The sequence below is a fragment of the Pseudomonas sp. NFX15 genome (assembly GCF_049132105.1).
GTDB lineage: Bacteria > Pseudomonadota > Gammaproteobacteria > Pseudomonadales > Pseudomonadaceae > Aquipseudomonas.
On record NZ_JAFMPV010000004.1, the window covers coordinates 1 to 25,530 of the forward strand.

At 59.9% G+C, this 25,530-nt stretch carries 23 protein-coding genes; 18 read left to right on the forward strand and 5 right to left on the reverse strand.

The features are described from left to right. The first annotated feature begins 210 nt into the window (after positions 1-210). Entirely contained in the window at positions 211-1,185 is a 975-nt protein-coding gene (locus J1D76_RS05370; protein WP_421137368.1) for a serine/threonine protein kinase, read from the forward strand. Positions 1,186-1,401: 216 nt separating this feature from the next. Then, positions 1,402-2,289 (forward strand): EamA family transporter RarD, encoded by an 888-nt coding sequence (rarD, locus tag J1D76_RS05375; protein WP_421137369.1) that lies wholly within the window; start codon positions 1,402-1,404, stop codon positions 2,287-2,289. A 215-nt stretch (positions 2,290-2,504) separates the two neighbouring features. Here the strand turns inward: rarD and J1D76_RS05380 are convergent, their stop codons facing one another. Then, the gene (locus J1D76_RS05380; protein ID WP_421137370.1) at positions 2,505-3,023 is read right to left on the reverse strand and encodes a glycine cleavage system protein R; all 519 of its coding nucleotides are present in this window, start codon (positions 3,021-3,023) and stop codon (positions 2,505-2,507) included. 534 nt (positions 3,024-3,557) lie between these two features. Between J1D76_RS05380 and J1D76_RS05385 the strand changes: the two genes are divergently transcribed. Next, positions 3,558-5,735, forward strand: coding sequence for a malate synthase G (locus J1D76_RS05385; RefSeq protein ID WP_421137371.1), 2,178 nt, complete (start codon positions 3,558-3,560; stop codon positions 5,733-5,735). 209 nt (positions 5,736-5,944) lie between these two features. On the opposite strand, the gene J1D76_RS05390 is transcribed toward J1D76_RS05385, so the two are convergent. Continuing rightward, a complete protein-coding gene (locus J1D76_RS05390) occupies positions 5,945-6,406 on the reverse strand; it encodes a response regulator (RefSeq protein ID WP_421137372.1) in 462 nt (153 codons plus the stop codon). A gap of 254 nt (positions 6,407-6,660) precedes the next feature. Between J1D76_RS05390 and J1D76_RS05395 the strand changes: the two genes are divergently transcribed. The 10 genes from J1D76_RS05395 (at position 6,661) to J1D76_RS05440 (ending at position 18,571) form a co-directional block, all read left to right on the forward strand. Then, positions 6,661-8,601, forward strand: coding sequence for a putative nucleotidyltransferase substrate binding domain-containing protein (locus tag J1D76_RS05395; protein WP_421137373.1), 1,941 nt, complete (start codon positions 6,661-6,663; stop codon positions 8,599-8,601). Then, positions 8,598-9,305 carry a PolC-type DNA polymerase III gene (locus J1D76_RS05400; RefSeq protein ID WP_421137374.1) on the forward strand — a complete coding sequence of 236 codons (708 nt, stop codon included), beginning with the start codon at positions 8,598-8,600 and terminating at the stop codon, positions 9,303-9,305. The genes J1D76_RS05395 and J1D76_RS05400 overlap by 4 nt, the downstream gene beginning before the upstream one ends. 223 nt (positions 9,306-9,528) lie before the next feature. Further along, complete coding sequence (locus tag J1D76_RS05405; RefSeq protein ID WP_421137375.1) at positions 9,529-10,047, forward strand: RNA polymerase sigma factor; 519 nt, start codon at positions 9,529-9,531, stop codon at positions 10,045-10,047. Further along, positions 10,044-11,006 carry a FecR domain-containing protein gene (locus J1D76_RS05410; protein WP_421137376.1) on the forward strand — a complete coding sequence of 321 codons (963 nt, stop codon included), beginning with the start codon at positions 10,044-10,046 and terminating at the stop codon, positions 11,004-11,006. The genes J1D76_RS05405 and J1D76_RS05410 overlap by 4 nt, the downstream gene beginning before the upstream one ends. Before the next feature lie 226 nt (positions 11,007-11,232). Further along, a complete protein-coding gene (locus tag J1D76_RS05415; protein ID WP_421137377.1) occupies positions 11,233-13,665 on the forward strand; it encodes a TonB-dependent siderophore receptor in 2,433 nt (810 codons plus the stop codon). Positions 13,666-13,735: 70 nt separating this feature from the next. After that, positions 13,736-14,866, forward strand: a complete 1,131-nt coding sequence (locus J1D76_RS05420; RefSeq protein WP_421137378.1) for a PepSY-associated TM helix domain-containing protein — start codon at positions 13,736-13,738, stop codon at positions 14,864-14,866. Continuing rightward, on the forward strand, positions 14,863-15,042 hold the full coding sequence (locus J1D76_RS05425) for a hypothetical protein (RefSeq protein ID WP_421137379.1): 180 nt from the start codon (positions 14,863-14,865) through the stop codon (positions 15,040-15,042). Before J1D76_RS05420 ends, J1D76_RS05425 begins: the two co-directional genes overlap by 4 nt. A 277-nt stretch (positions 15,043-15,319) precedes the next feature. Further along, positions 15,320-16,618, forward strand: coding sequence for an MFS transporter (locus J1D76_RS05430; RefSeq protein ID WP_421137380.1), 1,299 nt, complete (start codon positions 15,320-15,322; stop codon positions 16,616-16,618). A 183-nt stretch (positions 16,619-16,801) separates the two neighbouring features. Then, positions 16,802-17,431, forward strand: a complete 630-nt coding sequence (locus J1D76_RS05435) for a glutathione S-transferase (RefSeq protein ID WP_421137381.1) — start codon at positions 16,802-16,804, stop codon at positions 17,429-17,431. 102 nt (positions 17,432-17,533) lie between these two features. Further along, the gene (locus J1D76_RS05440) at positions 17,534-18,571 is read left to right on the forward strand and encodes an RHS repeat-associated core domain-containing protein (RefSeq protein WP_421137382.1); all 1,038 of its coding nucleotides are present in this window, start codon (positions 17,534-17,536) and stop codon (positions 18,569-18,571) included. A gap of 16 nt (positions 18,572-18,587) precedes the next feature. On the opposite strand, the gene J1D76_RS05445 is transcribed toward J1D76_RS05440, so the two are convergent. Next, positions 18,588-19,094 carry an ATP-dependent zinc protease gene (locus J1D76_RS05445; RefSeq protein ID WP_421137383.1) on the reverse strand — a complete coding sequence of 169 codons (507 nt, stop codon included), beginning with the start codon at positions 19,092-19,094 and terminating at the stop codon, positions 18,588-18,590. Between the two features lie 318 nt (positions 19,095-19,412). Between J1D76_RS05445 and J1D76_RS05450 the strand changes: the two genes are divergently transcribed. After that, positions 19,413-20,300, forward strand: a complete 888-nt coding sequence (locus tag J1D76_RS05450) for an acyltransferase (protein ID WP_421137384.1) — start codon at positions 19,413-19,415, stop codon at positions 20,298-20,300. A gap of 1 nt (position 20,301) precedes the next feature. On the opposite strand, the gene J1D76_RS05455 is transcribed toward J1D76_RS05450, so the two are convergent. Beyond that, positions 20,302-20,856: a DUF2780 domain-containing protein gene (locus J1D76_RS05455; protein ID WP_421137385.1), complete on the reverse strand. Its 555-nt coding sequence runs from the start codon at positions 20,854-20,856 to the stop codon at positions 20,302-20,304. A gap of 231 nt (positions 20,857-21,087) precedes the next feature. Here J1D76_RS05455 and J1D76_RS05460 point away from each other — a divergent pair, with 231 nt between their 5' ends. From J1D76_RS05460 to J1D76_RS05475, 4 genes are all read left to right on the forward strand, one after another. Continuing rightward, the gene (locus tag J1D76_RS05460; RefSeq protein ID WP_421137386.1) at positions 21,088-21,681 is read left to right on the forward strand and encodes a fasciclin domain-containing protein; all 594 of its coding nucleotides are present in this window, start codon (positions 21,088-21,090) and stop codon (positions 21,679-21,681) included. 55 nt (positions 21,682-21,736) lie between these two features. Beyond that, on the forward strand, positions 21,737-22,381 hold the full coding sequence (locus J1D76_RS05465) for a sigma-70 family RNA polymerase sigma factor (protein WP_421137387.1): 645 nt from the start codon (positions 21,737-21,739) through the stop codon (positions 22,379-22,381). Next, positions 22,378-23,052, forward strand: coding sequence for an anti-sigma factor (locus J1D76_RS05470; RefSeq protein WP_421137388.1), 675 nt, complete (start codon positions 22,378-22,380; stop codon positions 23,050-23,052). Before J1D76_RS05465 ends, J1D76_RS05470 begins: the two co-directional genes overlap by 4 nt. 174 nt (positions 23,053-23,226) lie before the next feature. Beyond that, a complete protein-coding gene (locus J1D76_RS05475) occupies positions 23,227-24,276 on the forward strand; it encodes an RHS repeat-associated core domain-containing protein (RefSeq protein WP_421137637.1) in 1,050 nt (349 codons plus the stop codon). Positions 24,277-24,330: 54 nt separating this feature from the next. Here the strand turns inward: J1D76_RS05475 and fdhA are convergent, their stop codons facing one another. Continuing rightward, positions 24,331-25,530 (reverse strand): formaldehyde dehydrogenase, glutathione-independent, encoded by a 1,200-nt coding sequence (gene fdhA / locus J1D76_RS05480; RefSeq protein ID WP_421137389.1) that lies wholly within the window; start codon positions 25,528-25,530, stop codon positions 24,331-24,333.

Genomic DNA, 25,530 nt, shown 5'->3' on the forward strand with positions numbered 1-25,530 from the left:
AAATCCTGCCTTCAGGAGCGATCGGCCTCCCCCAGAAACGCACTTGCTGTTGTATGACGCCTTGAGCGTAACCTTTCCCCTTGGAGTCAGGGCCAACATACAAGGAGCTGGCTTGCCAGCGAAGGCGTCAGCACAGCCACCACCTATCTGCGCCGGTCTGCGCTACCATGCCTGGCCGGACGCAGCAGCCTGCTGCGCGCAGGAGTCAGCATGGCCCACCCGTTTGAAACCCTTACGCCAGACCTCGTGCTCGATGCCGTCGAAAGCATCGGCTTTCTCAGCGACGCGCGCATCCTGGCGCTCAACAGTTACGAGAACCGCGTCTACCAGGTCGGCATCGAAGACGCCGAGCCACTGATCGCCAAGTTCTACCGGCCGCAACGCTGGAGCAACGAAGCAATCCTGGAAGAACACCAGTTCACCGCCGAACTCGCCGACTGCGAAGTACCGGTGGTGGCGCCGTTGATCCACAACGGTGAAACCCTGCACGAACATAGAGGTTTCCGTTTCACCTTGTTCCCCCGCCGCGGCGGCCGTGCACCGGAGCCGGGCAACCTCGACCAGCTGTATCGCCTTGGCCAGTTGCTCGGGCGATTGCATGCGGTCGGCTCGACCCGGCCGTTCGAACACCGTGAAGCCCTGGCGGTGAAAAACTTCGGCCATGACTCCCTGGCCACCCTGCTCGACGGCAACTTCATCCCCCGCAGCTTGTTGCCGGCCTATGAATCGGTGGCCCGCGACCTGCTCAAGCGGGTGGAAGATGCCTACGCCAAAACCACGCACCAGAACATCCGCATGCACGGTGACTGCCACCCCGGCAACATGATGTGCCGTGACGAAATGTTCCACATCGTCGACCTCGACGACTGCCGCATGGGCCCGGCGGTGCAGGACATCTGGATGATGCTCGCCGGCGATCGCCAGGATTGCCTGAGCCAGTTGTCGGAGCTGATGGACGGCTACAACGAATTCCACGACTTCGACCCGCGTGAACTGGCGCTGATCGAGCCACTGCGCGCCTTGCGCCTATTGCACTACAGCGCCTGGCTCGCCCGTCGCTGGGACGACCCGGCCTTTCCCCATAGCTTCCCGTGGTTCGGCACCGAGCGTTATTGGGGCGACCAGGTGTTGGCGCTGCGCGAGCAATGCGCGGCGCTCAATGAAGAACCCCTGAAGCTCTTCTGACCACAATCCCTCCAACTGTAGGAGCGAGCCTGCTCGCGAAAAACCCAAGGGCAACGCGTTTACCCAGACAGCACGCGTTATCGTTGACGTCCATTCGTGAGCAAGCTCGCTCCTACAGATATCGATGTTCACAAAAGTCCTACCTATTCAGTCAGCATTCGCAGACAAATCTCCTTACAATCCCTCCTTTGTTAGCTGCCTAAGCAAGGATTCTGCATGCAAGCCGCCAACCCGCGTCGCGGGTACATCCTGGGTCTGAGTGCCTACATCATCTGGGGATTGTTCCCACTCTATTTCAAAGCCATCGCCAGCGTGCCTGCCGTGGAAATCATCATCCACCGGGTGCTGTGGTCGGCGCTGTTCGGCGCCTTGCTGCTGATGGTCTGGAAGCATCCCGGCTGGTGGCGCGAACTGCGGGAGAACCCCAAGCGACTGGCGATCCTGGCCCTGAGCGGCACGCTGATCGCGGCCAATTGGCTGACCTACGTCTGGTCGGTGAACAACGGCCGCATGTTGGAGGCCAGTCTCGGTTACTACATCAACCCGCTGGTGAACGTGCTGCTGGGCATGCTGATCCTCGGCGAGCGGTTGCGGCGCATGCAGTGGATTGCCGTCGGTCTGGCGGCGGTGGGAGTGGCACAGCAAGTCTGGCAAGTCGGCAGCCTGCCCTGGGTGTCGCTGGTGCTGGCGCTGACCTTCGGCTTCTACGGGTTGATTCGCAAGCAGGCGCCGGTCAAGGCATTGCCGGGGCTGGTGGTGGAAACCTGGATGCTGGTGCCGATTGCCATTGCCTGGCTGCTGTTCAACCCGACGGCCAGCAGTGCACAGGCCGAGTTCTGGAGCACCTCCGAAGCCTGGTGGCTGGTGGCCGCAGGACCGGTAACGCTGGTGCCGTTGGTCTGCTTCAACGCCGCCGCACGGCATTTGCCCTACACCACGCTGGGCTTCCTCCAATACCTGGCGCCCACCCTCGTGTTGTTGCAAGCGGTGCTGTTGTTTGGCGAGCACCTGTCGTCCAGCACCCTGACGGCCTTCATGTTTATCTGGGCCGGCCTGGCGGTTTACAGCATCGATGCGTGGCTCAGCCTGCGCCGCCGCAGCTGATCAATAAACGTACAAACTTCTACAGGCCACGTCTCCCGTGGCCTGCATCGTTCCTTCCCAAGGTTATCCACAGCGTGATCCCCGCCGATTGTGCGCAAGTGGCTGAAACTGCTGGTTTTTTGATCAAATCCAGGAAAAGCCCGGCCGGCGTGGCCTGGCGGGGAGTCTCTACAGGTTATCCACAGGCGGGTGCACGTTTAACTTGGATAACCCGATCAGGGATCACTGCGTAGCACCAACTCAACCATCAAGTCGTCTGCCAGGGTCTCCAGGCGCGATTGCAGCACGTCGAGCGACAGCGTCAGCGGCACCGCTAGAATCGCCTCGGCATGGAACAGCGGCTCGCTGCTCATCGGCGCCGGGCGCACTTGCGTCACCAGCCGTTCCAGGTTCACCCCCTGCTCGCTCAACAGGCGCGTGATGTCCCTCACGATCCCGGGGCGATCGTTGCCCACCAATTCCATCGCGATTGGCTTCCAGGTGCAGGATTGTTCGATGCCGCTTTCGGCGATCAGCACGCGAATGCCATGGGCGGACAACGCCTGTAGGGCATCGACCAATTCGTCGTAGGCTTCGGCCGGCACTCCCACTCGAAGAATCCCGGCGAACTGCCCGGCCATGCGCGACATGCGGCTTTCCAGCCAGTTGCCGCCGTGCTCGGCAATGCATTGGGCAATGCGCTCGACTTGCCCGGGTTTGTCCGGAGCAAAAATAGTGAGTACGAGGTGGTCCATGGCGCAGCCCTCTTTGCTATTGAAAACGAAGTATAGGCAAGGGTTGTTTCTGCGCTGAATGGGAGGACGCCTTCGCTGGCAAGCCAGCTCCTACGCGATTTGCGCAGGCCCTGTAGGCGCTGGCTTGCCAGCGAAGGAGAACACCGCCGATCTGAAGCGCACGACAAATCGTGTACAACTTTCGATATTTAGCTGGAACAATCTATTGGTTTTTTGAGAACATCACGTCCCGCGCCGTGACCGCAATGCGTCATGGGGTCGCAGAACGACGTAATTAGTCTAATTTTCACAACCGCAATTCATCATGTAGTATGCCGCAGCGCGCACTACATAACGTTGGATCGATGTCTGCCGCAGGCACGTTCGCAACCCTGAAAGCCCTGTCAGCAAGGCCCCAAGCCGTTGATTGGTCCCAACCCAGCCGCCGTTTTTCGGCATGTACTGGTAGACGGGTTTGTGGTTTAAATGGCCAACGGCTTCATTGTTAAATTGAAGAGCTGAAAAGCGAAATAGCTGAGCAGAGTGAGGCAAGCAATGACTGAACACGTTCAAGTCGGTGGCCTGCAGGTCGCCAAAGTCCTGTTCGACTTCGTGAACAACGAAGCCATTCCCGGAACCGGCCTCACCGCCGACCAGTTCTGGGCCGGTGCCGACAAGGTCATCCATGACCTGGCGCCGAAGAACAAAGCCCTACTCGCCAAACGCGATGATTTCCAGGCTCGTATCGATGGCTGGCACCAATCCCGTGCCGGCCAGGCGCACGACGCCGTGGCCTATAAAGCCTTCCTGCAAGACATCGGTTATCTGCTGCCAGAAGCGGCCGATTTCCAGGCAACGACGCAAAATGTCGATGAAGAAATCGCCCGCATGGCCGGTCCACAGCTTGTGGTGCCGGTGATGAATGCCCGCTTTGCGCTCAACGCCTCGAACGCCCGTTGGGGTTCGTTGTACGACGCGCTCTATGGCACTGACGCCATCAGCGAAGCTGACGGCGCGGAAAAAGGCAAAGGCTACAACAAGGTCCGTGGCGACAAGGTCATCGCCTTCGCCCGTGCCTTCCTCGACGAAGCCGCGCCATTGGCCGCCGGCACCCACGTCGACTCCACCCGCTACACCCTTGTCGACGGCAAACTGGTGGTCGCCCTGGTGGGCGGCAGCAACACGGGCTTGCGCAACGATGCGCAACTGATCGGCTTCCAGGGCGAAGCTTCGGCACCGACCGCGATCCTGCTGAAAAACAACGGCCTGCATTTCGAAATCCAGGTCGACGCCAGCACCCCGGTCGGCAAGACCGATGCGGCTGGCGTCAAAGACATTCTGATGGAAGCCGCGCTGACCACCATCATGGATTGCGAAGACTCGGTTGCCGCCGTCGATGCCGATGACAAAGTGGTGATCTACCGTAACTGGCTCGGCCTGATGAAGGGCGACCTGTCGGAAGAAGTGGCCAAGGGTGGCAAGACCTTTACCCGCACCATGAACGCCGACCGAACCTACACCGGTGTTGACGGCAACGCGGTAAACCTGCACGGCCGTTCGCTGTTGTTCGTGCGCAACGTTGGTCACCTGATGACCATTGATGCAATCCTCGACAAAGACGGTAACGAAGTGCCGGAAGGCATTCTCGATGGCTTGGTGACTTGCCTGGCATCGATGCACAACCTGAACGGCAACACCTCGCGCAAAAACACCCGCACCGGCTCGATCTACATCGTCAAACCTAAGATGCACGGTCCCGAAGAAGCAGCGTTCACCAACGAGCTGTTCGGTCGCATCGAAGACGTGCTGAACCTGCCGCGCTACACCCTCAAAGTCGGGATCATGGACGAGGAGCGTCGCACCACGATCAACCTCAAGGCCTGCATCAAGGCGGCGAGCGAGCGTGTGGTGTTCATCAACACCGGTTTCCTGGACCGCACGGGCGACGAAATCCACACCTCCATGGAAGCCGGCCCGATGGTGCGCAAGGCGGACATGAAGGCGGAAAAATGGATCGGCGCCTACGAGAACTCCAACGTCGATATCGGCTTGAGCACCGGCCTGCAAGGTCGTGCGCAAATCGGTAAAGGCATGTGGGCCATGCCCGACCTGATGGCGGCGATGCTCGAACAGAAAATCGCCCATCCGCTGGCCGGCGCCAACACTGCCTGGGTTCCGTCGCCAACCGCCGCTGCGCTGCACGCACTGCACTATCACAAGGTTGACGTGTTCGCCCGTCAGGCCGAACTGGCCAAGCGTGCCCACGCCTCGGTGGACGACATCCTGACCATCCCGCTGGCGGTGAACCCGCAGTGGACCGCCGAGCAGATCAAGAACGAACTGGACAACAACAGCCAGGGCATTCTCGGTTATGTGGTGCGCTGGATTGACCAGGGCGTCGGCTGCTCGAAAGTGCCGGACATCAACGACGTCGGTTTGATGGAAGACCGTGCGACGCTGCGTATCTCCAGCCAGCACATCGCCAACTGGCTGCGCCACGGCATCGTGACCCAAGAGCAAGTGATGGAAAGCCTCAAGCGCATGGCGCCGGTGGTTGACCGTCAGAATGCCGGTGATGCGCTGTACCGTCCGCTGGCTCCGAACTTCGACAGCAACATCGCCTTCCAGGCGGCGGTCGAACTGGTGGTCGAAGGCACCCAGCAGCCAAACGGCTACACCGAGCCGGTCCTGCACCGTCGTCGTCGCGAGTTCAAGGCTGCCAATGGCCTGTAACTGAGCGTTGATGCCAGACATGAAAAAGCCCTGATCGAAAGATCAGGGCTTTTTTGTTTTTTCACGTCGAAAGACAAATAACACAATACCTGTAGGAGCTGGCTTGCCAGCGATGGTCGTGCACGATAACGCGTACAAACTGGATAAACGCGGTGCACTAAAGCCCATCGCCGGCAAGCCGACTCCTACAAAATGCAGTTCACGCGCGGCTACAACTTCATCCCCAACTCACGCTTGACCAATTCCAGCAATGTGCCGGCATTGATCGGCTTGAGCAGAAAATCCACCACGCTCAAATGCATCGCGGCAATCGCATCCTTCACGTCGGCATCACCCGAGACAATGATGATCGGCAACGCCGCCCTTACTGACTCGCGCACCTGACGAATCAATTCCAGCCCATCAACGTGCCCCATGCGAAGGTCGGTGACCAGCAAACCAATCGTGGGTTTTTTGATCTCGGCCTCATTGACCAGCATCTTGAGTGCCGCTTCGCCACTGGCTGCGGTCACACAGCGAATACCGTCCAGCGCCAGGATTTCCGACATCAGCTCGCGGGCGTCTTTATCGTCATCGACAATCAGCACCCGTTGCAGCGGCAGGTCAGGTTCGAGCATGACGGCACTGAGCAGTTCCCGCTCGGCGTCACTCAAAATATCGTGGTCGGACATGGCGTTCTCTACATGTTCAATTCAATTCCCTAGCACAGTGGTGAGACATCGCTAAGCAGACCATCAATGTGCACTCCGTCGGATAATTTTCCAATAGGGCAGACGAGAGGTTTTTCGCACGATTGCGTAGGGTGCTTCCGACATTTCAGGGTGCTGACTGCCTACATAGACTTACGTCCAATGGGCACCCCGGCCGCAGGGGTTGACCATGGCTGAGTCACCCGACAACAACAATTCAAAAAAAGACTGCGGTAATGGTTATGAGTAAAGCGGACGCCTTCACACAGGCAGGGAAAACCGCGGTGTTGCAAAACATCCAGGGCACGTTGCAATTTCTCCAGCGCTTCCCGCCCTTCAACCAGATGGAACACGCGCACCTGGCGTTCCTGGTCGAGCAATGCCAACTGCGTTTCTACGCCCCCGGCGAGAGCATCATCAAGCCTGTCGACGGCCCGGTTGAGCACTTCTATATCGTCAAGCAAGGCCGGGTCGTGGGCGAGCGTCCGCACACGGCAAAAGGTGGTACCGAGACGGTCTTCGAGATCACCACTGGCGAGTGTTTCCCCCTCGCGGCGTTGCTGGGTGAACGGGCGACCCGCACCGAGCACCTGGCGGGTGAAGACACCTTCTGCCTGCAACTGAACAAACCGGCCTTCATTCGCCTGTTTTCGCTGTCGGACACCTTCCGCAATTTTGCCCTGCGCTGCGTCAGCAGCCTGCTGGATCAGGTCAACCAGCAAGTCCAGCAAAAAGCCGTGGAAACCCTCGGCACCCAATACTCGCTGAACACCCGGCTCGGCGAATTGGCCATGCGCCATCCGGTCACGTGCGGCCCGCAGACGCCGTTGCGTGAAGCGGTGACGCTGATGCACGAACAGCAGGTCGGCAGCATCGTGGTGGTCGATGAACACAAGGCACCCTTGGGGATTTTCACCCTGCGTGACCTGCGCCAGACCGTGGCCAACGGCAGCAGTGATTTCAACGAGGCCATCGAAGGGCACATGACCCGCTCGCCTTTTTTCCTCTCACCCGACCACTCCGCCTTCGACGCGGCAATTGCCATGACCGAACGGCATATCGCCCATGTCTGCCTGGTCAAGGATCAACGCCTGTGCGGCGTGGTGTCCGAACGCGATCTGTTTTCCCTGCAACGGGTCGACCTGGTGCACCTGGCGCGCACCATCCGCCATGCGCAAAAGGTGGAAAACCTGGTGGCGCTGCGCGGCGAAATCGGGCAACTGGTCGAGCGCATGCTGGCCCACGGCGCGTCATCGACGCAGATCACCCACATCATCACGTTGCTCAACGATCACACCGTGTGCCGGGTGATCGAGCTGACCCTCGCCGAAAAAGGCGACCCTGGCGTGCCGTTCAGCTGGCTGTGTTTTGGTAGCGAAGGTCGTCGTGAACAAACCCTGCACACCGATCAGGACAACGGCATTCTGTTCGACGCCCGGGATGCGGCTCACGCAGCAGAGATTCGCGGCAAGCTGTTGCCCATCGCCCAGCAGATCAACCAGAGCCTGGCGCTGTGCGGCTTCACCTTGTGCAAGGGCAACATCATGGCCGGCAATCCCGAGCTGTGCCTGTCCCGCGCGGAATGGGCGCGGCGCTTTGCGGCGTTTATCCGCGAGGCAACGCCAGAGAACCTGCTGGGTTCGAGCATCTATTTCGATTTGCGCGTGGTCTGGGGTAGCGAACAAGATTGCGAGCAATTGCGTCGAGGCATTCTCGACCAGGTCGGCGACAACCGTTTGTTCCAACGCATGCTGGCCGAGAATGCGCTGCGCAATCGCCCGCCCGTCGGGCGTTTTCGCGAATTCGTGCTAGCCCGCAAGAATGGCGAAAAGGCCACGCTCGACCTGAAGATCCAGGGCCTGACACCCTTCGTGGATGGCGCGAGGCTGTTGGCATTGGCCCATGGCATCGAGGCCAACAACACCCAGGAACGCTTTCGCCGCCTGGTGCAAAAACAGGTCATCGACCCACTGGACGGCGCGGCGTACGAAGAGGCCTATCACTTCATCCAGCAAACCCGCATGCAGCAACATCAACGACAGACCCGGGAGAATTTTCCTTACTCCAACCGGGTCGATCCTGACAGCCTCAATCACCTGGACCGACGCATCCTGCGTGAATCCCTGCGCCAGGCCCAACGCCTGCAAAGCAGCCTGGCCCTGCGGTACCAGTTATGAGCCTGTTTTCCTGGCTACGCCCGGCCACGCCCGACCTGTCCGCCGAACTGCAACAACGCGTGAGTCGTTTGCCGACGGCTGCCGACCTGGGTGAATGCAGCTTGCGCGAGCAACGCTGGGTGGTGCTCGATCTGGAAACCACCGGGCTGAACCTGAACAAGGACCGCGTGCTGTCCATTGGCGCGGTGGTGATCGAAGACGGCGCCATCGACTTTCGCCAGCAATTGGAACGTACCCTGCAATATCCGCAAGTCAAACTCGGTCCCAGCGTGCTGATCCACGGCATTGGCCCCAGCGCCATTGCGGCGGGCAGCGACCCGGCCGAGGCGCTGCTCGACCTGATGACCTTCATCGGCGACAGTCCGGTGCTGGCCTTCCATGCACCGTTTGACCAACACATGCTCGGCCGCGCATTGAAAGATCACCTGGGCTACAAGTTGCAGCATCCGTTTGTGGATGTGGCGGACATCGCGCCGCTGCTGTGTCCACAGGCCAATATCCGTGAAGCCGGGCTGGATGACTGGATCGACTGGTTCAAGCTCGAGGTTTTCGAACGACATAACGCCAGCGCCGACGCCCTGGCCACGGCCGAGCTGGCGTTGATTTTGTTCAGCCGCGCACGACAGCAGCACATTCACAGCCCGCTGAACTTGCAGCAACGGTTGAGTCAGTGGAAGCGCCGGCAGCAGGCGCCGTCCTTCTGAACTTGCACTAACTGCAGGCGCGAGCCTGCTCGCGAAAATCGTCAACGATGAGCCGCTTTCCTGGCAGTCCGTGGTGCCAGATGTTTTTTTCGCGAGCAGGCTCGCTCCTACAAGGGCCTACTCCGATTTCCCACCCGACCAGTGTCAATTGCTTACCTTCCTCGCCTCTGACACAATCGCGAATAATTCTCGTTAGTTAACCTTTCCCAAACGGTGATGCGGCGTGTCGTCAGTCCCAAGCCCCCAACGTGAGCTCGTCGGTGCGTTGTATCGTGACCATCGCGGTTGGCTATTGGCCTGGCTTCGCCGCAATGTCGCCTGCCCCCAGCGCGCCGAAGACCTGAGCCAGGACACCTTCATGCGCTTGCTCGGCCGCGAAGAACTGAAAGCACCGCGCGAACCGCGGGCATTCCTGGTGGCCATCGCCAAGGGCCTGTTGTTCGATTACTTCCGCCGTGCCGCGCTGGAACAGGCTTACCTCACCGAGCTGATGCTGGTTCCCGAAGCCGAACAGCCGTCGGCGGAAGAGCAGCAAATGGTCCTCGAAGACCTGAAGAACATCGACCGTTTGCTCGGCAAGCTGTCGAGCAAGGCTCGCGCCGCGTTCCTATATAGCCGTCTCGACGGCCTCGGCCACGCCGAGATCGCCAAGCGTCTGGGTGTGTCGGTCCCACGGGTGCGCCAATACCTTGCCCAAGGCATTCGCCAGTGCTATATCGCGCTGTACGGTGAGCCGACATGAACCCGGTCAGTTCCAAACCGGTGTCGGCCAATGTGCTGGACGCGGCGATTGCCTGGCAGTTATCGATGGATTCGGCCAACCCGGTTGAACGCGAAGAGTTCGCCAAATGGCACGCCGCCCACGAAGAGCACGCCCGCGCCTGGCGCCAGTTGGGCATGCTCGACCAGCGCTTCAGCGTGGCCAACGGCCCAGCGCGCACTGCCCTGCTGCAATCGCGTGAAGGCATCCGCCGGCGAGTGCGCAAGCTCGGCAATGGCCTGGCGAGTGTGGTGGCGGTGATCGGCCTGGCGGTGTTTGCCGGGCCGCGCTACCTGCCGATCGACTATTGGCTGGCCGACCAGCGCACCGCCGTTGGCGAACAACGCACCTTGCGCCTGGCCGACGGCACGCTGGTCAATCTCAACACCCACAGTGCGCTGGATGTGCGCTTCGACGAGAAGCAGCGGCGCATCGTGCTTCAGGAAGGTGAAATCCTGGTGGAAACCGCCCATGGCGATCCACGACCGTTCATCGTCGAAACCCGCGACGGCAGCATGCGCGCGCTGGGCACGCGGTTTCTGGTCAAGCGCGAGGATGAAGGCACGCGCCTGAGCGTGTTGCAGTCGGCGGTGGCGGTTCATCCGCAATCCAACCCGGACGAGCAAATCCTGCACGAAGGCCAGCAGGTGCTGATCCGCAACGACGGCCTCGGCCCGTTTTTGGCCGTGAACCTCGGCGCGGACGCCTGGACTCGCGGCATGCTGGTGGTGGACAACACCCGTCTGGAAGACCTGGTGCATGAAATCGGCCGCTATCGCACGGGGTACGTTGGCATCGCGCCGGACGTGGCCGACCTGCGCATCACCGGTAGCTTCCCGCTGCGCGACACCGACCTTGCACTCAATGCCCTGCTGCCGACCCTGCCGGTGCAGATCGAACAGCACACGTCATGGTGGGTGAAGGTTGTGGCCAAGCCCTGAGCAGCACGGGCACCGCTGTCCCTGTAGGCGCTGGCTTGCCAGCGAACATCGTCAACGATAACGCGCGTCGATTGGATAGCTGCGGTGCCTTTGAGGGCTTCGCTGGCAAGTCAGCCCCTACTAAAACGAATACTGAATCTAAATTATTTTCATCCAGCCCTATCACTTTTCAATTTTCGTTCGGTACACAGGCAATTGAGAAATATTTCCATTCAGGAGCCGCCGTATGTCCCGTTCGCTAGACACCTTGTTGCGCCCCAGTTTGCTGGCGGTCGCCATTGCCTTTTGCACCCCATTGGCCAGCAGCCCACTGTTAGCCGCTGAACAGTCCAGTGTGCGCGCCTACAACCTGCCGGCGGCTCCGCTCTCCAGCACCCTTAACCAGATTGCCAGCCAAGCCGGTCTGGCCCTGTCGCTGAACCCTTCGCTCGCGGCGGGCAAAACCTCGGCACCGGTCAACGGCCAGTTCGACGCCGCCAGCGCCTTGCGCGAAGCCCTGCGTGGCACCGGGCTGCAACTGGAACAAAGCAGTGCGGGCACCTACACCCTGGTGGCCGTGCCGGAAGGCGTGATGGCGTTGCCTGCGACCAGCGTGATCGGCGTCGAAGACACCGAAAGCGCCTGGGGCCCGGCGCAAGGCTATGTGGCCAAGCGCACCGCCGCCGGCACCAAGACCGACACCGCGCTGGTCGAAGCGCCGCGTTCGATTTCGGTGGTCACTCGCCAGCAGATGGACGACCGCAACGTCCACACCCTCGATGACGCCGTGCGCTACCTGCCGGGTATTACCGCCAGCAGCTACGGCAGCGACACCCGCAGCGACTGGTTGCGTGTGCGAGGCTTCGAACCGACCCAATTCCTCGATGGCCTGCCCCTGCCAAAAGGCGTGTACGCCAACCCGAAACAGGAAACCTGGAACCTCGACCGCCTCGCCCTGCTTCGCGGCCCGGCTTCGTCGGTGTACGGCCAGACCCCGCCGGGCGGCCTGCTGGACATGGTCAGCCGTCGTCCAAGCGCAGAGGCCAGCAACGAAGTGCAGTTGCAATACGGCAGCGACAACCATCGCCAGATCAACTTCGCCAGCACCGGCAAGATCGACGACGAAGGCCAGTTTCTCTACAGCGTGAGCGGCGTGCTGCGCGACGGCGGCACCCAGATCGACCATATCGACGACAAGCGCTACAACATCGCGCCGAGCCTGACCTGGAACATCGACGACGACACCACGTTCACCCTGCTGACCCAGTTCACCCGCGACGATACCGGTGTCACCAGCCAGTTCTATCCGATCCAGGGCACCAAGATCGACATGCCGTTCGGCGAGATCTCGCATCACAAGAACCTGGGCGATCCGGACTACGACTTCTACGACCGGACTTACTACGCGCTGGGCTACGCCTTCGAACATCGCCTGAATGACGTCTGGCAGTTCAAGCAAAACCTGCGCTACACCAAGTCCGAGCTGTCGTTCCAGACGGTCACCGTCAACAGCTACTTCCCCTCTATCGGTTTCGTCGTTGACGATGCTGGCAACACCGGGCGCGGCACCACCAACGTCGATGAAGACATCGCCCAGATCGCCGTGGACAACAACTTGCAGGGTGACTTCGCCACTGGCGACATCCACCACACCCTGCTGATCGGCCTGGATCACCAGCGCAATACCACCAACTACCTGTCGATCTTCGGCAGTGCGCCGGGCATCAACGTCAACCACCCGATCTATGGTTTGCCGATCACGCGTCCTGATCGCTCTACAGCGTTCTACGACTACGAACAGAAGACCCAGCAGACCGGCCTGTACGTCCAGGACCAGATGGCCCTCGACCAATGGCGCCTGACCCTCGGCGGTCGTGAAGACTGGGTCCACACCGGGACCACGTTCTTCAACAAGGGCGATGCCACCAACACCCAGCGCGACAAGAACTTCAGCGGTAACGCGGCGATCAGCTATGTGTTCGATTCGGGCTTCGTACCGTACCTGTCCTACGCCGAGTCGTTCCAGCCAGCCAGCAATGCCGTCGCGACCCCGACCGATTCGTTCAAGCCGACCGAAGGCAAGCAATGGGAACTGGGGATCAAGTACCAGCCACCGGGCAGCAACACGCTGCTGACGGCGGCCGTGTATGACCTGACCCAGAAAAACGTTTCCGTCACCAACAACGTCGGCAACGTCACCGTCACCAGCCAGACTGGCGAAGTGAAAGTCAAAGGCCTGGAGCTGGAAGCTGTTTCCGACGTGACCGAAAACCTCAAGGTCACTGCGGCCTACACCCTGGCCAAGTCCGAAGTGCAAGACGGCGCGTTCAAAGGCAACCGCCTGCAACTGATGCCTAACCAGCAAGCGTCCGCGTGGGGCGACTACACCTGGCACAACGGCGTATTCGACGGCTTCGGCATCGGCGCCGGCGTGCGGTACACCGGCAACACCTACGGCGATGAGGCCAATACCTGGCTGGGCAAGGCCGGCGCCTATACCGTGTTCGACGCTGCGGTACACTACGACCTCGGCCGCCTGGACAACAGCCTCAAGGGCGCATCGCTGGCCATTAACGCAACCAACCTGTTCGACAAGGACTACATCTCGACTTGCGACAGCTTTTACTGCTACTACGGCGACCAGCGCAGTGTCGTCGCCAGCGCAACGTACAAGTGGTAACGCTTTGAGTTGACACGCCAATGACAGGCCGTCCTTCGTGGACGGCTTTGTCTTTTCTGAAGGCAATGAAATGAAAAGTAAAACAATTCGTCGCTGGTCCGCGATCCACACCTGGACCAGCCTGATTTGTACGGTGTTCCTGCTGATGCTGGCGCTGACCGGCTTGCCGTTGATCTTCCACCATGAGATCGACCACTTGCTGGGTGATGCGCCGCAAGTAAAGGAAATGCCTGCGCACACCCCGCGCCTGAATTTGCAGCAACTGGTGCAAGCCGCCGAGCAACACCGCCCTGGCGAAGTCCTGCAGTATTTCGGCTTCGAGGACGATGAGCCGAACGCCATTCTGACGATCATGGCCGCGACCGCCGGAACCGAGCCGAACTCGTCCCACACGTTCATGCTCGACGCCCGCACCGGTGAAGCGCTGGAGACGCCATCGGCCAACGGCGGCTTCATGCTGACCATGCTGCGCCTGCACGTGGACATGTTCGCCGGCCTGCCGGGCAAGTTGTTGCTGGCGTTCATGGGGATTCTGTTCGTGGTCGCCATCGTGTCGGGCACGGTGTTATACCTGCCGTTCATGCGCCGCTTGAAGTTCGCCACCGTGCGCCAGGACAAATCCACGCGCCTGCGCTGGCTCGACCTGCATAACCTGATCGGCGTGGTGACGCTGACCTGGGCTTTGGTCGTCGGCGTGACCGGCGTGATCAGCGCCTGCGCCGACCTGATCATCGCCGCCTGGCGCAACGACAGCCTGAACGCGATGGTCGCCCCGTACCGCGATGCACCGCCGTTGACGCACCTGGCCCCGGCCACCCGCTTGCTCGACATCGCCAAGGAAGTCGCCCCCGGCATGCAGCCAGACTTCATCGCCTTTCCCGGCACGCGGTTTTCCAGTGAGCACCATTACGCCGTGTTCATGAAAGGCAACACGCACCTGAGCTCGCACCTGTTGACCCCGGTGCTGATCGACGCCAGCACCCTGCAAGTCACCGCCGTGGCCGAGCGACCCTGGTACATGGACGCCATGGGCATGTCGCAACCGCTGCACTTCGGCGACTACGGCGGCCTGCCGATGCAAATCCTCTGGGCGACCCTCGATGTGCTGACCATCATCGTGCTCGGCAGCGGCGTCTACCTGTGGGTGGTGCGGCGCAAGGCTGCCAGCCCCGTGCGGGAAAAAGCGGAGAGCGTGGCATGAAACCCCGGCAGTCGAATTTCTGGAAAGTGTTCGCCATCCCGACCGCCATCGCAGTGCTCAGTGCGGGCGGGTTGTTCGCCGCGTTGCTGGGTGATGGTGTTTGGGATTCGCTGAGTTGGGTGGGCCTGGGCATCCCCGCCGCCCTGGCCCTGCGCGGCCTCGTGCAACGCCGCTGACATTGCAGGAGCGAGCCTGCTCGCGAAAGCGGTGGGTCAGCCAACAGGGATAGTGGCTGACATTACGCCTTCGCTAGCAGGCTCACTCCTACAGGTGCAGCCGTCGATATTCCATGGTCATACGACAACACCCTCCCCCACCCGTCGCCTCCTCCCGCAATTCCTCCGACATATTTGTTGACAATTTTACCCTCGCGATCCTATAAAGGCGCACGTTGTACGACAACCTACAACAGTGCAGCACCACACAATAAATCCAAAAAATAACGGTGAAGTGATGAAAGTCAAAGGCATCCGCTGGTGGATGGTCGGACTGGTGACGGCCGGCCTGATGGTCAACTACCTGGCTCGCAATACCTTGTCAGTGGCCGCTCCGACCCTGATGAGCGAAATGAACATTTCCACCGAGCAGTACTCGCACATCGTCGTTGCCTGGCAGGTGTGCTACGCGCTGATGCAACCGGTGGCCGGCTACATCATCGATGCCATCGGCACCAAAATGGGCTTTGCCATTTTTGCCTTCGCCTGGTCGATTGCCTGCGCGCTGGCCGCTTTGGCGACCGGATGGCAGGGCCTGGCGTTTGTCCGCGGCCTGCTCGGCCTGACTGAAGCGGCCGGGTTACCGGCAGCGGTCAAGACTTCCACTGAATGGTTTCCGGCCAAAGAACGTTCGGTGGCGATCGGCTGGTTCAACATCGGTTCGTCGATTGGTGCCGTACTGGCGCCGCCCCTGGTGGTCTGGGCGATCCTGCACAGCGGCTGGGAACTGGCGTTCCTGATCGTCGGCGGCCTGGGCGTGGCCTGGACGTTCCTGTGGATGGTGCTCTACAAACATCCGCGGGATCAAAAGCACTTGGGCGATGAAGAACGCGACTACATCCTCAGCGGCCAGGAACAGCATTTCAAAGACCCGGCGACGAAAAAAGGCAGCTGGAAAAAGATCATCGCCAGTCGCAACTTCTACGCCATCGCCAGCGCCCGCATCCTCTCGGAGCCGGCCTGGCAGACCTTCAACGCCTGGATTCCCCTGTACCTGATGACCGAGCGGCACATGAACATCAAAGAGATCGCGATGTTCGCCTGGCTGCCATTCCTCGCCGCCGACCTCGGTTGCGTGCTCGGCGGCTACCTGAGCCCGTTCTTCCACAAGTACTGCAATGTGTCGTTGTTCACCTCGCGCAAAATGGTCCTGCTGTTCGGCGCCTCGTGCATGATCGGCCCGGCCTGCATCGGCCTGGTGGCCAGCCCGTATACCGCGATCGCGCTGCTGTGCATCGGCGGCTTTGCGCACCAGACCCTGTCCGGCGCACTGTACGCAATCACCTCTGACTCGTTCGGCAAAAACGAAGTGGCCACCGCCACCGGCATGGGCGGCATGTTCGGTTACCTCGGCGCCGCCGCGTTCACCCTGGTGTTTGGCGTGATGGTGACCAAGATCGGCTACAGCCCGCTGTTCGTGGTGCTGGCGATCTTCGACATCGTCGCCGCGTTCATCGTCTGGACGGTGGCTCGTGAGATCAAGCCACACGCTGTTTCCGGTCCGACCGCGGAACAAACACTGCAACCCGCCAGTTAAAACGCAAAACCTGTGGGAGCGAGCCTGCTCGCGAAGGTCGTTAACGATGACGCTGGGCACCAGACACCACGCGGCGCCCTCAGGTTTTTCGCGAGCAGGCTCGCTCCTACAGGTGACGGTGATCTTGAGCTATCGCATCCACACGTTATGCTGCGTGACACCGCCACCAACCGAGACGCCGCCATGTCCGCCCCGAGCATGACCCTGTACCACAACCCCCTTTCCCCCTTCGTTCGCAAAGTCATGGTGCTGCTGCACGAAACCGGTCAACAGGACCGTGTGGCGCTACAGACCAGCGTGCTCACCCCGGTCAACCCGGACCTGACCCTGATCGACGACAACCCGTTGAGCAAAATCCCCGCGCTGCGCCTGGCCGATGGCAGCATCATCCATGACAGCCGGGTGATCCTCGATTACCTCGACCACCAGCACGTCGGCAACCCGCTGATTCCCCGCGAAGGCTCGGCCCGCTGGCGGCGCCTGACCCTCGCTTCGCTGGCCGACGGGATCATGGACGCGGCCGTGCTGGTGCGCTACGAAACCGCCCTGCGCGCCCCGGAAAAACACTGGGACGAATGGCTCGACGGCCAACGCGACAAAATCCGCCGCGCCGTGGCCTTGCTGGAGAAGGATGCCATTGCCGAATTGACCAGCCATTTCGATGTGGCGGCGATCAGCGTGGCCTGTGCCTTGGGATATCTGGATTTGCGCCATCCTGACCTTGATTGGCGCACTGCGAATCCGCAATTGGCGGCGTGGTACTTCGAGGTCAGCCAGCGGCCTTCGATGATTGCGACAATGCCGAAGGTTTAAGACGAACAGCAGCAAGACCTATCAGTTCTGCTAGTAGGCAACGCCTGGAAAAACTTCCACGCTCAAGGTCCCGCCATTCGGGACCTTCTCGGAGTTCAGTCGATGCCCAATTCACCTCGTGAAACCGTACTGTGTCGCTATCACTACGATCCGCTGGATCGTCAGAATGGCTGTACGGTACTAGAGCAACCCGTCATCCAGCGGTTTCATTGCAAAAGTCGACTGACCACTGAGATTCAGGGCGCCGCTCGCTGGAGCATCCTTCAACACGACGACCAATTGCTGGCCCAGCAAAATCACCTCGACGTCAAGGTGAGCACCACACTGCTGGCCACCGACCTACAGCGTTCGGTGCTCAACGCCCTGGACGCGACTCAAGCTAATCCCCTCGCCTACACACCCTACGGCTATCGCCCGGCGGAAAGCGGTTTGCTCAGCCTGCTCGGCTTCAACGGCGAACGGCCGGACCCGGTGACCGGGCATTATCACTTGGGCAACGGGTATCGGCAGTTCAATCCGGTGTTGATGCGGTTTAATAGCCCGGACAGTTGGAGCCCGTTTGGGGAGGGTGGGTTGAATGCCTATGCGTATTGCGAGGGGGATCCGGTGAATCGGGTAGATCCGACGGGGCATTCTCTTCAGGGAATATTGGATTTGCTACGACGAGGAACTTCGCGAGCAATATCAAATACAACCTCAACTATAAGCCAAGAAATAATAAACACCGCCACCGATATCGCAAACATGAAAAGAGGCATGACATATAAAGGACAGACTTTAGGCTATCAGCTTGGCGATGAAGCATCCCGTATAAAACTAGACAACATGAGTGTTAAAGATATCGACCTTCACACGAGCGTTATCGAGAAAGTCAATATTGAATTAATAAACAAAAGAACAGCACTACTAAAAAAAATACCAGACTCTGCGGAAAAGCAACGCGCCGTTCAGCATTTCGAAAGCCCAATACAATACCCCACGGTGATGAATACTTCGAGCGCCAGGGACAAGGCTGTTTTGCGTTTACACTCACAAGCAATGTATTTCAATTATCACCAACGGGATCTACTTATTCTCAATGATATTCACCCCAGCACATCACCACCTATCCAAAACCGGTCTATTCGCCAATCTCATTAGGGCCAAAACCTCACCATCAACAATCCGGCTTATCCGCCGTAAACCTTCTCGCCGGATTCACCGCCGCCCCAAACTCACGCAACGCCTTGGCCCCAATCAGCAATGGGTAGTTAAAGCTGCTGCGGTCAGTCAGGTTGACCTCGACCGTGCGCTTGACGTTGCCCAGGCACAGTTCCAGATCGACCACCGGGCGCTTGGTGGGTGCGATCACTTCGCTGTCATCCTCTTCCTCTTCGGAGCGGGTCTTGATCTTGCTGATGCGCGCGATCTTGTGTTCGTACACCTGGTTGCTCGCGTCCTTGGTGCCGAGGCGGAAACGTACCCAGTCTTCGCCATCGCGCTTGAAGGTTTCGATGTCCTTGGCCGACAGCGAAGCAGTCAGCGCGCCGGTGTCCATCTTGGCCTTGAGCACCTGCCCGCCGATTTCCGGCAGGGCGATGTATTCGTAGCGCCCGTAGAGGGTCGGCTCGGCGGCCATGACCGGCAGGGCAATGAGGGAAAGCACGGCGAGGAGGGATTTCACGTAAGGGGCTTCCTTGGGAATTTGGGCGTCGATCGCGGGATTTTAGACCGTCATTAAAGGATTCGTTCGCACTCCAGATCGCTTCGCGGGCAAGCCTGCTCCTACAGGGTTTTGTGTTGCTCACAATGCCTCTATACACCCCGGGCCACTGTAGGAGCGGGCTTGCCCGCGAAGAGGCCAGACTAAACACCGCAACAATATGATCTGTGCGCACATCCGAGCATAACCATCCAAAAGTGAAACATTCGTCAGCGCCGATTTGGCCTGTCGCTCGAAGCTGCTTATCATGGCGCGCCCAAAGGCTTTCAAGAGTTACTTATGCGCCGCCTGCTCACCGGCTGTTTCGTCACACTGCTGCTCCTGCTCAACACCCTGGTCCTGATCGGACCGCTGATGGTGTTTGCCCTGCTCAAGCTGGTCCTGCCCGGCCGTTTTCGCGATTACGCCTCCTGGTCGGTGATGTGGATTGCCGAGACCTGGTCGGAAATCGACAAGTTGATCTTCCGCCTGTGCATCCCCACGCAATGGGACATCCGCGGCGGCGATGACCTGCGCCGTGACACCTCGTACCTGGTGATCAGCAACCATCAGTCCTGGGTCGACATTCCGGCGCTGATCCAGACCCTCAACCGGCGCACGCCGTTTTTCAAATTCTTCCTCAAGAAAGAACTGATCTGGGTGCCCTTCCTAGGCCTGGCGTGGTGGGCGCTGGACTACCCGTTCATGAAGCGCTACAGCAAAGCCTTCCTGGCCAAACATCCGGAACTGGCCGGCAAGGACCTGGAGATCACCAAACAGGCCTGCGAGCTGTTCAAGCGCCAACCAGTGACCGTGGTCAATTATCTGGAAGGCACGCGCTTCACCTCGGCCAAACGCGCTCAACAGCAATCACCGTTCAACCACCTGCTCAAGCCCAAGGCCGGCGGCGTGGCGTTTGTATTGGCAGCGATGGGCGAACAGCTGGATGCGATTCTCGATGTGACGGTGGTTTACCCGCAGCAGCAGATTCCGGGGTTCTGGGATTTGATCAGCGGCAATGTGCCGAGGGTCATCATCGACATCAAGACCCGCGAACTCGACCCGGCGCTGTGGCAGGGCGACTACGAAAACGATCCGGCGTTTCGCGAAAAAATCCAGAACTGGGTCAACCAGCTCTGGATCGAGAAGGACCAGCGCATCGACGCCTTGCGCGTCGAGCGCCGCTGAATCAGCTACCGGTGCCGACGCCCCAAATGCTGCCCAGGCTGCCCAGCAGCGAACCGCCGACGCCTTGCTGACCGAGGTATTGCAGGATCACCGGGGCAAACTGGCCGACCATGCCGCTGTCCATGCCCAAGGCGCTGAAGGCGCTGTTCAAGTCATTGGTGTCCTTGACGTTGCCCAGGGCGTTTTCCAGACCGGCGGACTTGCCGCTGGAGCCGAGCAAACCGGCCAAGGCGCCCAGATCACCGCCGCCCGACAGTTTGTCGATGCCTGGCACGCTTTTGGCCAATTGCGAATAGTCGGTGGTGCTCAATTGATTTTTCGCCAGCCCCAGCATCGCACTGGTGCCGCCGACGGCTTGCTGTGGCGTTACGTTCAGTTTCGTCAGCGCGCCCAGCAGGTCCGCGGTTTGTGGTGTTGGCGCGGCGGCGGTAGCGGCGTTGCCGCCCTGCATGCTCGAAGCCGCCTTGGTCACGTCGTCCAGGCTGAAACCTGCGAAGGCCGGGCTGGCCGCCACGCTCAGCAGCGACACCAGTGCAATATTGCGTGAAATCTTCATCCCGCCATCCTCATGTCATGAAACCGCCCGGCACTGGGCGGCAAAAAACTGTGCTTTGGACTGGTATCCCCAAGGATTGTTCCCGATTCCTTTGTGGGAGCGAGTAGGCTAGCTCCCACAGAAATCGCCGTCGTCAAAAAAATCTCCAGCGCTGCATCCAGTCTACCCCACCCCCCGTATATCAAGCACGGACAGACATTCCTGGCCGATTTCCCCACAAGGACTCTCACCATGAAACGCACTTCGATCAAAACACCGTTGATTGCCAGCCTGCTGACCCTGGCCCTTGGCGGCGGATTTGCCTTGAACTCCGTGCAAGCGGCGGACATGGGCCATGACACCGTGATGGTCGGTGGGCAGAGCATGCAGCCGGGCAAAGACATCGTCGATAACGCGGTGAATTCCGCCGACCACACCACGCTGGTCGCCGCCGTCAAAGCCGCAGGCCTGGTCGACACGCTCAAAGGCAAAGGCCCGTTTACCGTGTTCGCCCCGGTCAACTCGGCGTTTGCGGCGCTGCCCGCCGGCACCGTCGACAACCTGCTCAAACCGGCCAACAAGGCGACCCTGACCCACATCCTTACCTACCACGTGGTTGCCGGCAAACTGGACATGATGACCCTGGCCGCGAAGATCAAGGCCGGTGGCGGCAAGGCCGAACTCGACACAGTCTCCGGCGGCAAGCTGTGGGTCATGATGAATGGCCCGCACAACATCATGATCAAGGATGAAAAGGGCGACGTCGCCGACATCACCACCTACGACGTGTACCAGTCCAACGGCGTGATCCAGGTCATCGACAAAGTGCTGATGCCGAAAAGTTGAGCCATGCCGCCGGTCCTGCGCATCGGGGCCGGCGGTGTTTTCGAGGTGACCCCCCGTGAATGGAACAACGGCGCGCCGTGAACTACCCTCTGCCTGCAACCGGTGCAGCTCGCAACCTTCCATCGCCGATTCGATCGCCTGGAGAACCGCTATTTCGACCGCCGACACCGATCAGCTCAGGCAATTGCTGGCTCAATGTTCACTGGGCGACCGCCGCGCTTTCGAGACGCTTTACCGCAGCGTCGGGCCGCGATTGCATGGCGTGGCCCTGCGGTTCATGGGCCGCCCGGACCTTGCCGAAGAAGTGCTGCAGGAAAGTTTCGTGCGGATCTGGCACAACGCCTCGCGTTATGAGGCGCATCTGTCGGCGCCGATGACCTGGATGATCAACATTACCCGCAACCAGGCCATCGACCAGCTGCGTAAACACCGCGACCGGCCGCTCAGCGACGTTGAAGAACAAGCGCTGGAAGATCAAGGCCCATCCGCCCATGAACAATTGAACAGTGCCCGCGAGGCCAGCGCCCTGAATCGTTGCCTGGACACCCTGGAAGGCATGCAGCGCCAATCGATTACCGTCGCCTACTTTCAGGGCCTGTCGTGTTCTGAGCTGGCCGATCATCTGTCGGCACCATTGGGTTCGGTGAAATCCTGGATCCGCCGTGGCATGGAACGCCTGCGCAGGTGCCTTGAATCATGAACTACCAAACGCCACACCTGCGCCGCGCCCTCGCCGCCGACTACGCCATTGGCCTGATGTCGTTCGCCGCCCGCCGTCGCTTCGAACAATTGCTGCGCGAAGACGCTACCCTGCGCACGGAGTTGGCACAGTGGCAGGAAAGCCTCGCTAGCCTCACCGACACCGTGGCCGAGCAACCGGTGCCGGACCGCGTCTGGCAAGGCATCACCGCAAGGATCGACCCGCAAGAACTGCACGTTCCAGCGAAACGCTCATTCTGGAATTGGCTGCGCATCAGCACGGCGATTGGCTCGCTGGTGATCGCCCTGACCCTCGGCGTGCTCTACACCCGCGACGAGGTGCGTTACAGCGCGACCCTGGCCAGCGCCAATGCGCAACCGGCATTACGCGTGCAGGCGCATGCCGATTACCTACAAGTCGAACCGCTGGCCTTGGCGGCGATCACGCCTGAACAAAGCCTCGAACTGTGGGCGATCCCGGCGGATGGCAAACCGATTTCCCTCGGCGTGATCCCGGCAGGTGGCAAAGGCAAGGTTGAACTGAGCGACGCGCAGAAAGCGCTGATCGGCAAGCCCATTGCACTGGCCGTCAGCCTGGAGCCGAAGGGCGGATCGCCGACCGGCCAGCCGACGGGGCCGGTGTTGTATCAGGGGGCGTTGGCTGCACTCTGAAAACCACGGGGCATTTGTGTATATGTTTTTGTGGCAAGGGAGCTTGCTCCCTCGCCACAAAGTTCTGCGTAATTCTGAACGTCCTGCGCCACTATCAGTTCTGCTAGTAGGCAGCCTAGGCCGAATGCGCGACAGTGAAACCTGAATTGACTGACTCTTCAGGGGCTCATGATTATGCCGTCCAACCGAGAAACGCTGCTCTGCCGCTACCACTACGACCCGTTGGATCGCTTGGTCGATTGCATGCCTTCAGCGCAGCCCAATGCTCAGCGCTATTACCTAAAGGATCGTCTGGCCACCGAAATTCAAGGCGTGATGCAGCGTTCGATCATGCAGCACGACGATCAATTGCTGTCGCAGCAACAGCGTCAGAGCGGTGTCGTGGAAACGCGTTTGCTCGCCTCTGATCAACAGCGTTCGGTATTGAATGTACTTGATGTCGCCCGGCCACATCCCCTCGCCTACTCACCCTATGGTCATCGCCCTGCGGAAAGCGGCTTGCTCAGCATGCTCGGTTTCAATGGCGAACGGCCGGATCCGGTGACGGGGTGCTATTTGTTGGGGAACGGCTATCGGGCGTTTAACCCGGTGTTGATGCGGTTTAACAGTCCGGACAGTTGGAGTCCGTTTGGGGAGGGTGGGTTGAATGCGTATGCGTATTGTGTGGGGGATCCGGTGAATCTGTGTGACCCAACTGGGCACTTAAAATTAGGGAATCCTATCAAGGGACTTTTGAATCTTTTAAAGCTTAGAGCGCCAAGCGCCCCCAAAAATATCTCCCATATTAGTATGACTACCACCTACAAGAACCCGCTCGCAAACCCGCAAGCAGCCCCCCTAGATCCGCTCAACATAGGCCCATCCCGTTTCAAACATAAAGCCACTCGACAGGATGTACTTAGCCGTGAAGTTTTAAGTAGAGATGGCGCACCTTTAGAAAGAAAAAATATACACGATAGAACACGGCCTCTCCCAGCTAAAAACCAACCAAATACAAAAATAGAATTTTCCGCCAAATCAAAAACCCAAAAACAACCAATGCAAAAAAGCGAATTCCTTATCATTCATATTACCAAAGACATTGAAAACTTGAGCTTGACCAACAAAAGCATTCAGAACATACGCTTTATAGGTAATGACAACAAAGTAACGTGGCGCATACATAACAAGCTTAAACAGGACCTAGAAGAAAAACGCAACTTCCTCACACGCTTGAAAAATTGAAGTCCCCCAATAAAAAGGGTGACATAACGTCACCCTTTTCTATTATTTTACAATTCACGCCGCACTAAACATCTTATGCGGATCGATCACAAACTTCTTCGGCACACCCGCGTCAAATTCACCATACCCCTGTGGCGCCTGATCCAGGCTGATCACCTGAACGCCCACCACTTCGGCAATGTTGATGCGATCCCACATGATCGCCTGCATCAGCTGGCGGTTGTACTTCATCACCGGGGTCTGGCCGGTGTGGAAGCTGTGGGATTTGGCCCAGCCGAGACCAAAGCGGATGCTCAGGCTGCCCATTTTCGCGGCAGCGTCGACAGCGCCCGGATCTTCAGTGACATAGAGGCCGGGGATGCCGATCTTGCCGGCCACGCGCACCACGCCCATCAGCGAGTTGAGGACGGTGGCCGGAGCTTCGTGTTTGACGCCGTCATGGCCATGGCCACGGGCCTCGAAGCCCACGGCATCGACGGCGCAATCCACTTCCGGCTCACCCAGTAATGCGGCGATTTGTTCGTGCAGCGGTGTGTCCAGGGACAGGTCGGCGATTTCGAAGCCCTGGGCCTTGGCGTGGGCCAGGCGGATGGTGTTGACGTCACCGATGATCACCACCGCCGCGCCGAGCAGGCGAGCGGATGCGGCCGCTGCCAGACCGACCGGGCCGGCACCGGCGATGTACACCGTGCTGCCAGGACCAACGCCCGCCGTCACGGCGCCGTGGTAGCCGGTCGGCAGGATGTCGGAGAGGCAGGTCAGGTCACGGATTTTTTCCATGGCCCGGTCGCGGTCCGGCAGTTTCAGCAGGTTGAAGTCGGCATACGGCACCATGGCGTATTCGGCCTGGCCGCCGGTCCAGTCGCCCATGTCGACATAACCATAGGCACCGCCGGGACGCGCCGGGTTGACGCTCAGGCAGACACCGGTGTGCATTTCCTTGCAGGAACGGCAGCGCCCGCAAGCCACGTTGAACGGCACCGACACCAGGTCGCCGATATTCAGGTTCTCGACGTCGCTGCCCTTCTCGATCACTTCACCGGTGATTTCGTGGCCCAGCACCAGGCCGGTTTGCGCCGTGGTACGCCCGCGCACCATGTGCTGGTCGGAACCACAGATGTTGGTGGACACCACACGCAGGATGACGGCGTGTTCAATCTTCCTGCCGCGCGGGTCCTGCATTTTCGGATAGTCGATCTTTTGTACTTCGACCTTGCCAGCGCCGAGATACACCACACCACGATTGCCAGACAT

Bases quoted from the DNA above. Each gene is read 5' to 3' on its own strand.
- J1D76_RS05460 (WP_421137386.1), top strand. From the start codon at position 21,088: ATGAAACGCACTTCGATCAAAACACCGTTGATTGCCAGCCTGCTGACC.
- J1D76_RS05395 (WP_421137373.1), top strand. From the start codon at position 6,661: ATGGTTATGAGTAAAGCGGACGCCTTCACACAGGCAGGGAAAACCGCG.
- J1D76_RS05400 (WP_421137374.1), top strand. From the start codon at position 8,598: ATGAGCCTGTTTTCCTGGCTACGCCCGGCCACGCCCGACCTGTCCGCC.
- J1D76_RS05435 (WP_421137381.1), top strand. From the start codon at position 16,802: ATGTCCGCCCCGAGCATGACCCTGTACCACAACCCCCTTTCCCCCTTC.
- J1D76_RS05390 (WP_421137372.1), bottom strand. From the start codon at position 6,406: ATGTCCGACCACGATATTTTGAGTGACGCCGAGCGGGAACTGCTCAGT.
- J1D76_RS05470 (WP_421137388.1), top strand. From the start codon at position 22,378: ATGAACTACCAAACGCCACACCTGCGCCGCGCCCTCGCCGCCGACTAC.
- J1D76_RS05440 (WP_421137382.1), top strand. From the start codon at position 17,534: ATGCCCAATTCACCTCGTGAAACCGTACTGTGTCGCTATCACTACGAT.
- fdhA (WP_421137389.1), bottom strand. From the start codon at position 25,530: ATGTCTGGCAATCGTGGTGTGGTGTATCTCGGCGCTGGCAAGGTCGAA.
- J1D76_RS05430 (WP_421137380.1), top strand. From the start codon at position 15,320: ATGAAAGTCAAAGGCATCCGCTGGTGGATGGTCGGACTGGTGACGGCC.
- J1D76_RS05425 (WP_421137379.1), top strand. From the start codon at position 14,863: ATGAAACCCCGGCAGTCGAATTTCTGGAAAGTGTTCGCCATCCCGACC.
- rarD (WP_421137369.1), top strand. From the start codon at position 1,402: ATGCAAGCCGCCAACCCGCGTCGCGGGTACATCCTGGGTCTGAGTGCC.
- J1D76_RS05385 (WP_421137371.1), top strand. From the start codon at position 3,558: ATGACTGAACACGTTCAAGTCGGTGGCCTGCAGGTCGCCAAAGTCCTG.
- J1D76_RS05410 (WP_421137376.1), top strand. From the start codon at position 10,044: ATGAACCCGGTCAGTTCCAAACCGGTGTCGGCCAATGTGCTGGACGCG.
- J1D76_RS05370 (WP_421137368.1), top strand. From the start codon at position 211: ATGGCCCACCCGTTTGAAACCCTTACGCCAGACCTCGTGCTCGATGCC.
- J1D76_RS05450 (WP_421137384.1), top strand. From the start codon at position 19,413: ATGCGCCGCCTGCTCACCGGCTGTTTCGTCACACTGCTGCTCCTGCTC.
- J1D76_RS05415 (WP_421137377.1), top strand. From the start codon at position 11,233: ATGTCCCGTTCGCTAGACACCTTGTTGCGCCCCAGTTTGCTGGCGGTC.
- J1D76_RS05380 (WP_421137370.1), bottom strand. From the start codon at position 3,023: ATGGACCACCTCGTACTCACTATTTTTGCTCCGGACAAACCCGGGCAA.
- J1D76_RS05455 (WP_421137385.1), bottom strand. From the start codon at position 20,856: ATGAAGATTTCACGCAATATTGCACTGGTGTCGCTGCTGAGCGTGGCG.
- J1D76_RS05475 (WP_421137637.1), top strand. From the start codon at position 23,227: ATGCCGTCCAACCGAGAAACGCTGCTCTGCCGCTACCACTACGACCCG.
- J1D76_RS05420 (WP_421137378.1), top strand. From the start codon at position 13,736: ATGAAAAGTAAAACAATTCGTCGCTGGTCCGCGATCCACACCTGGACC.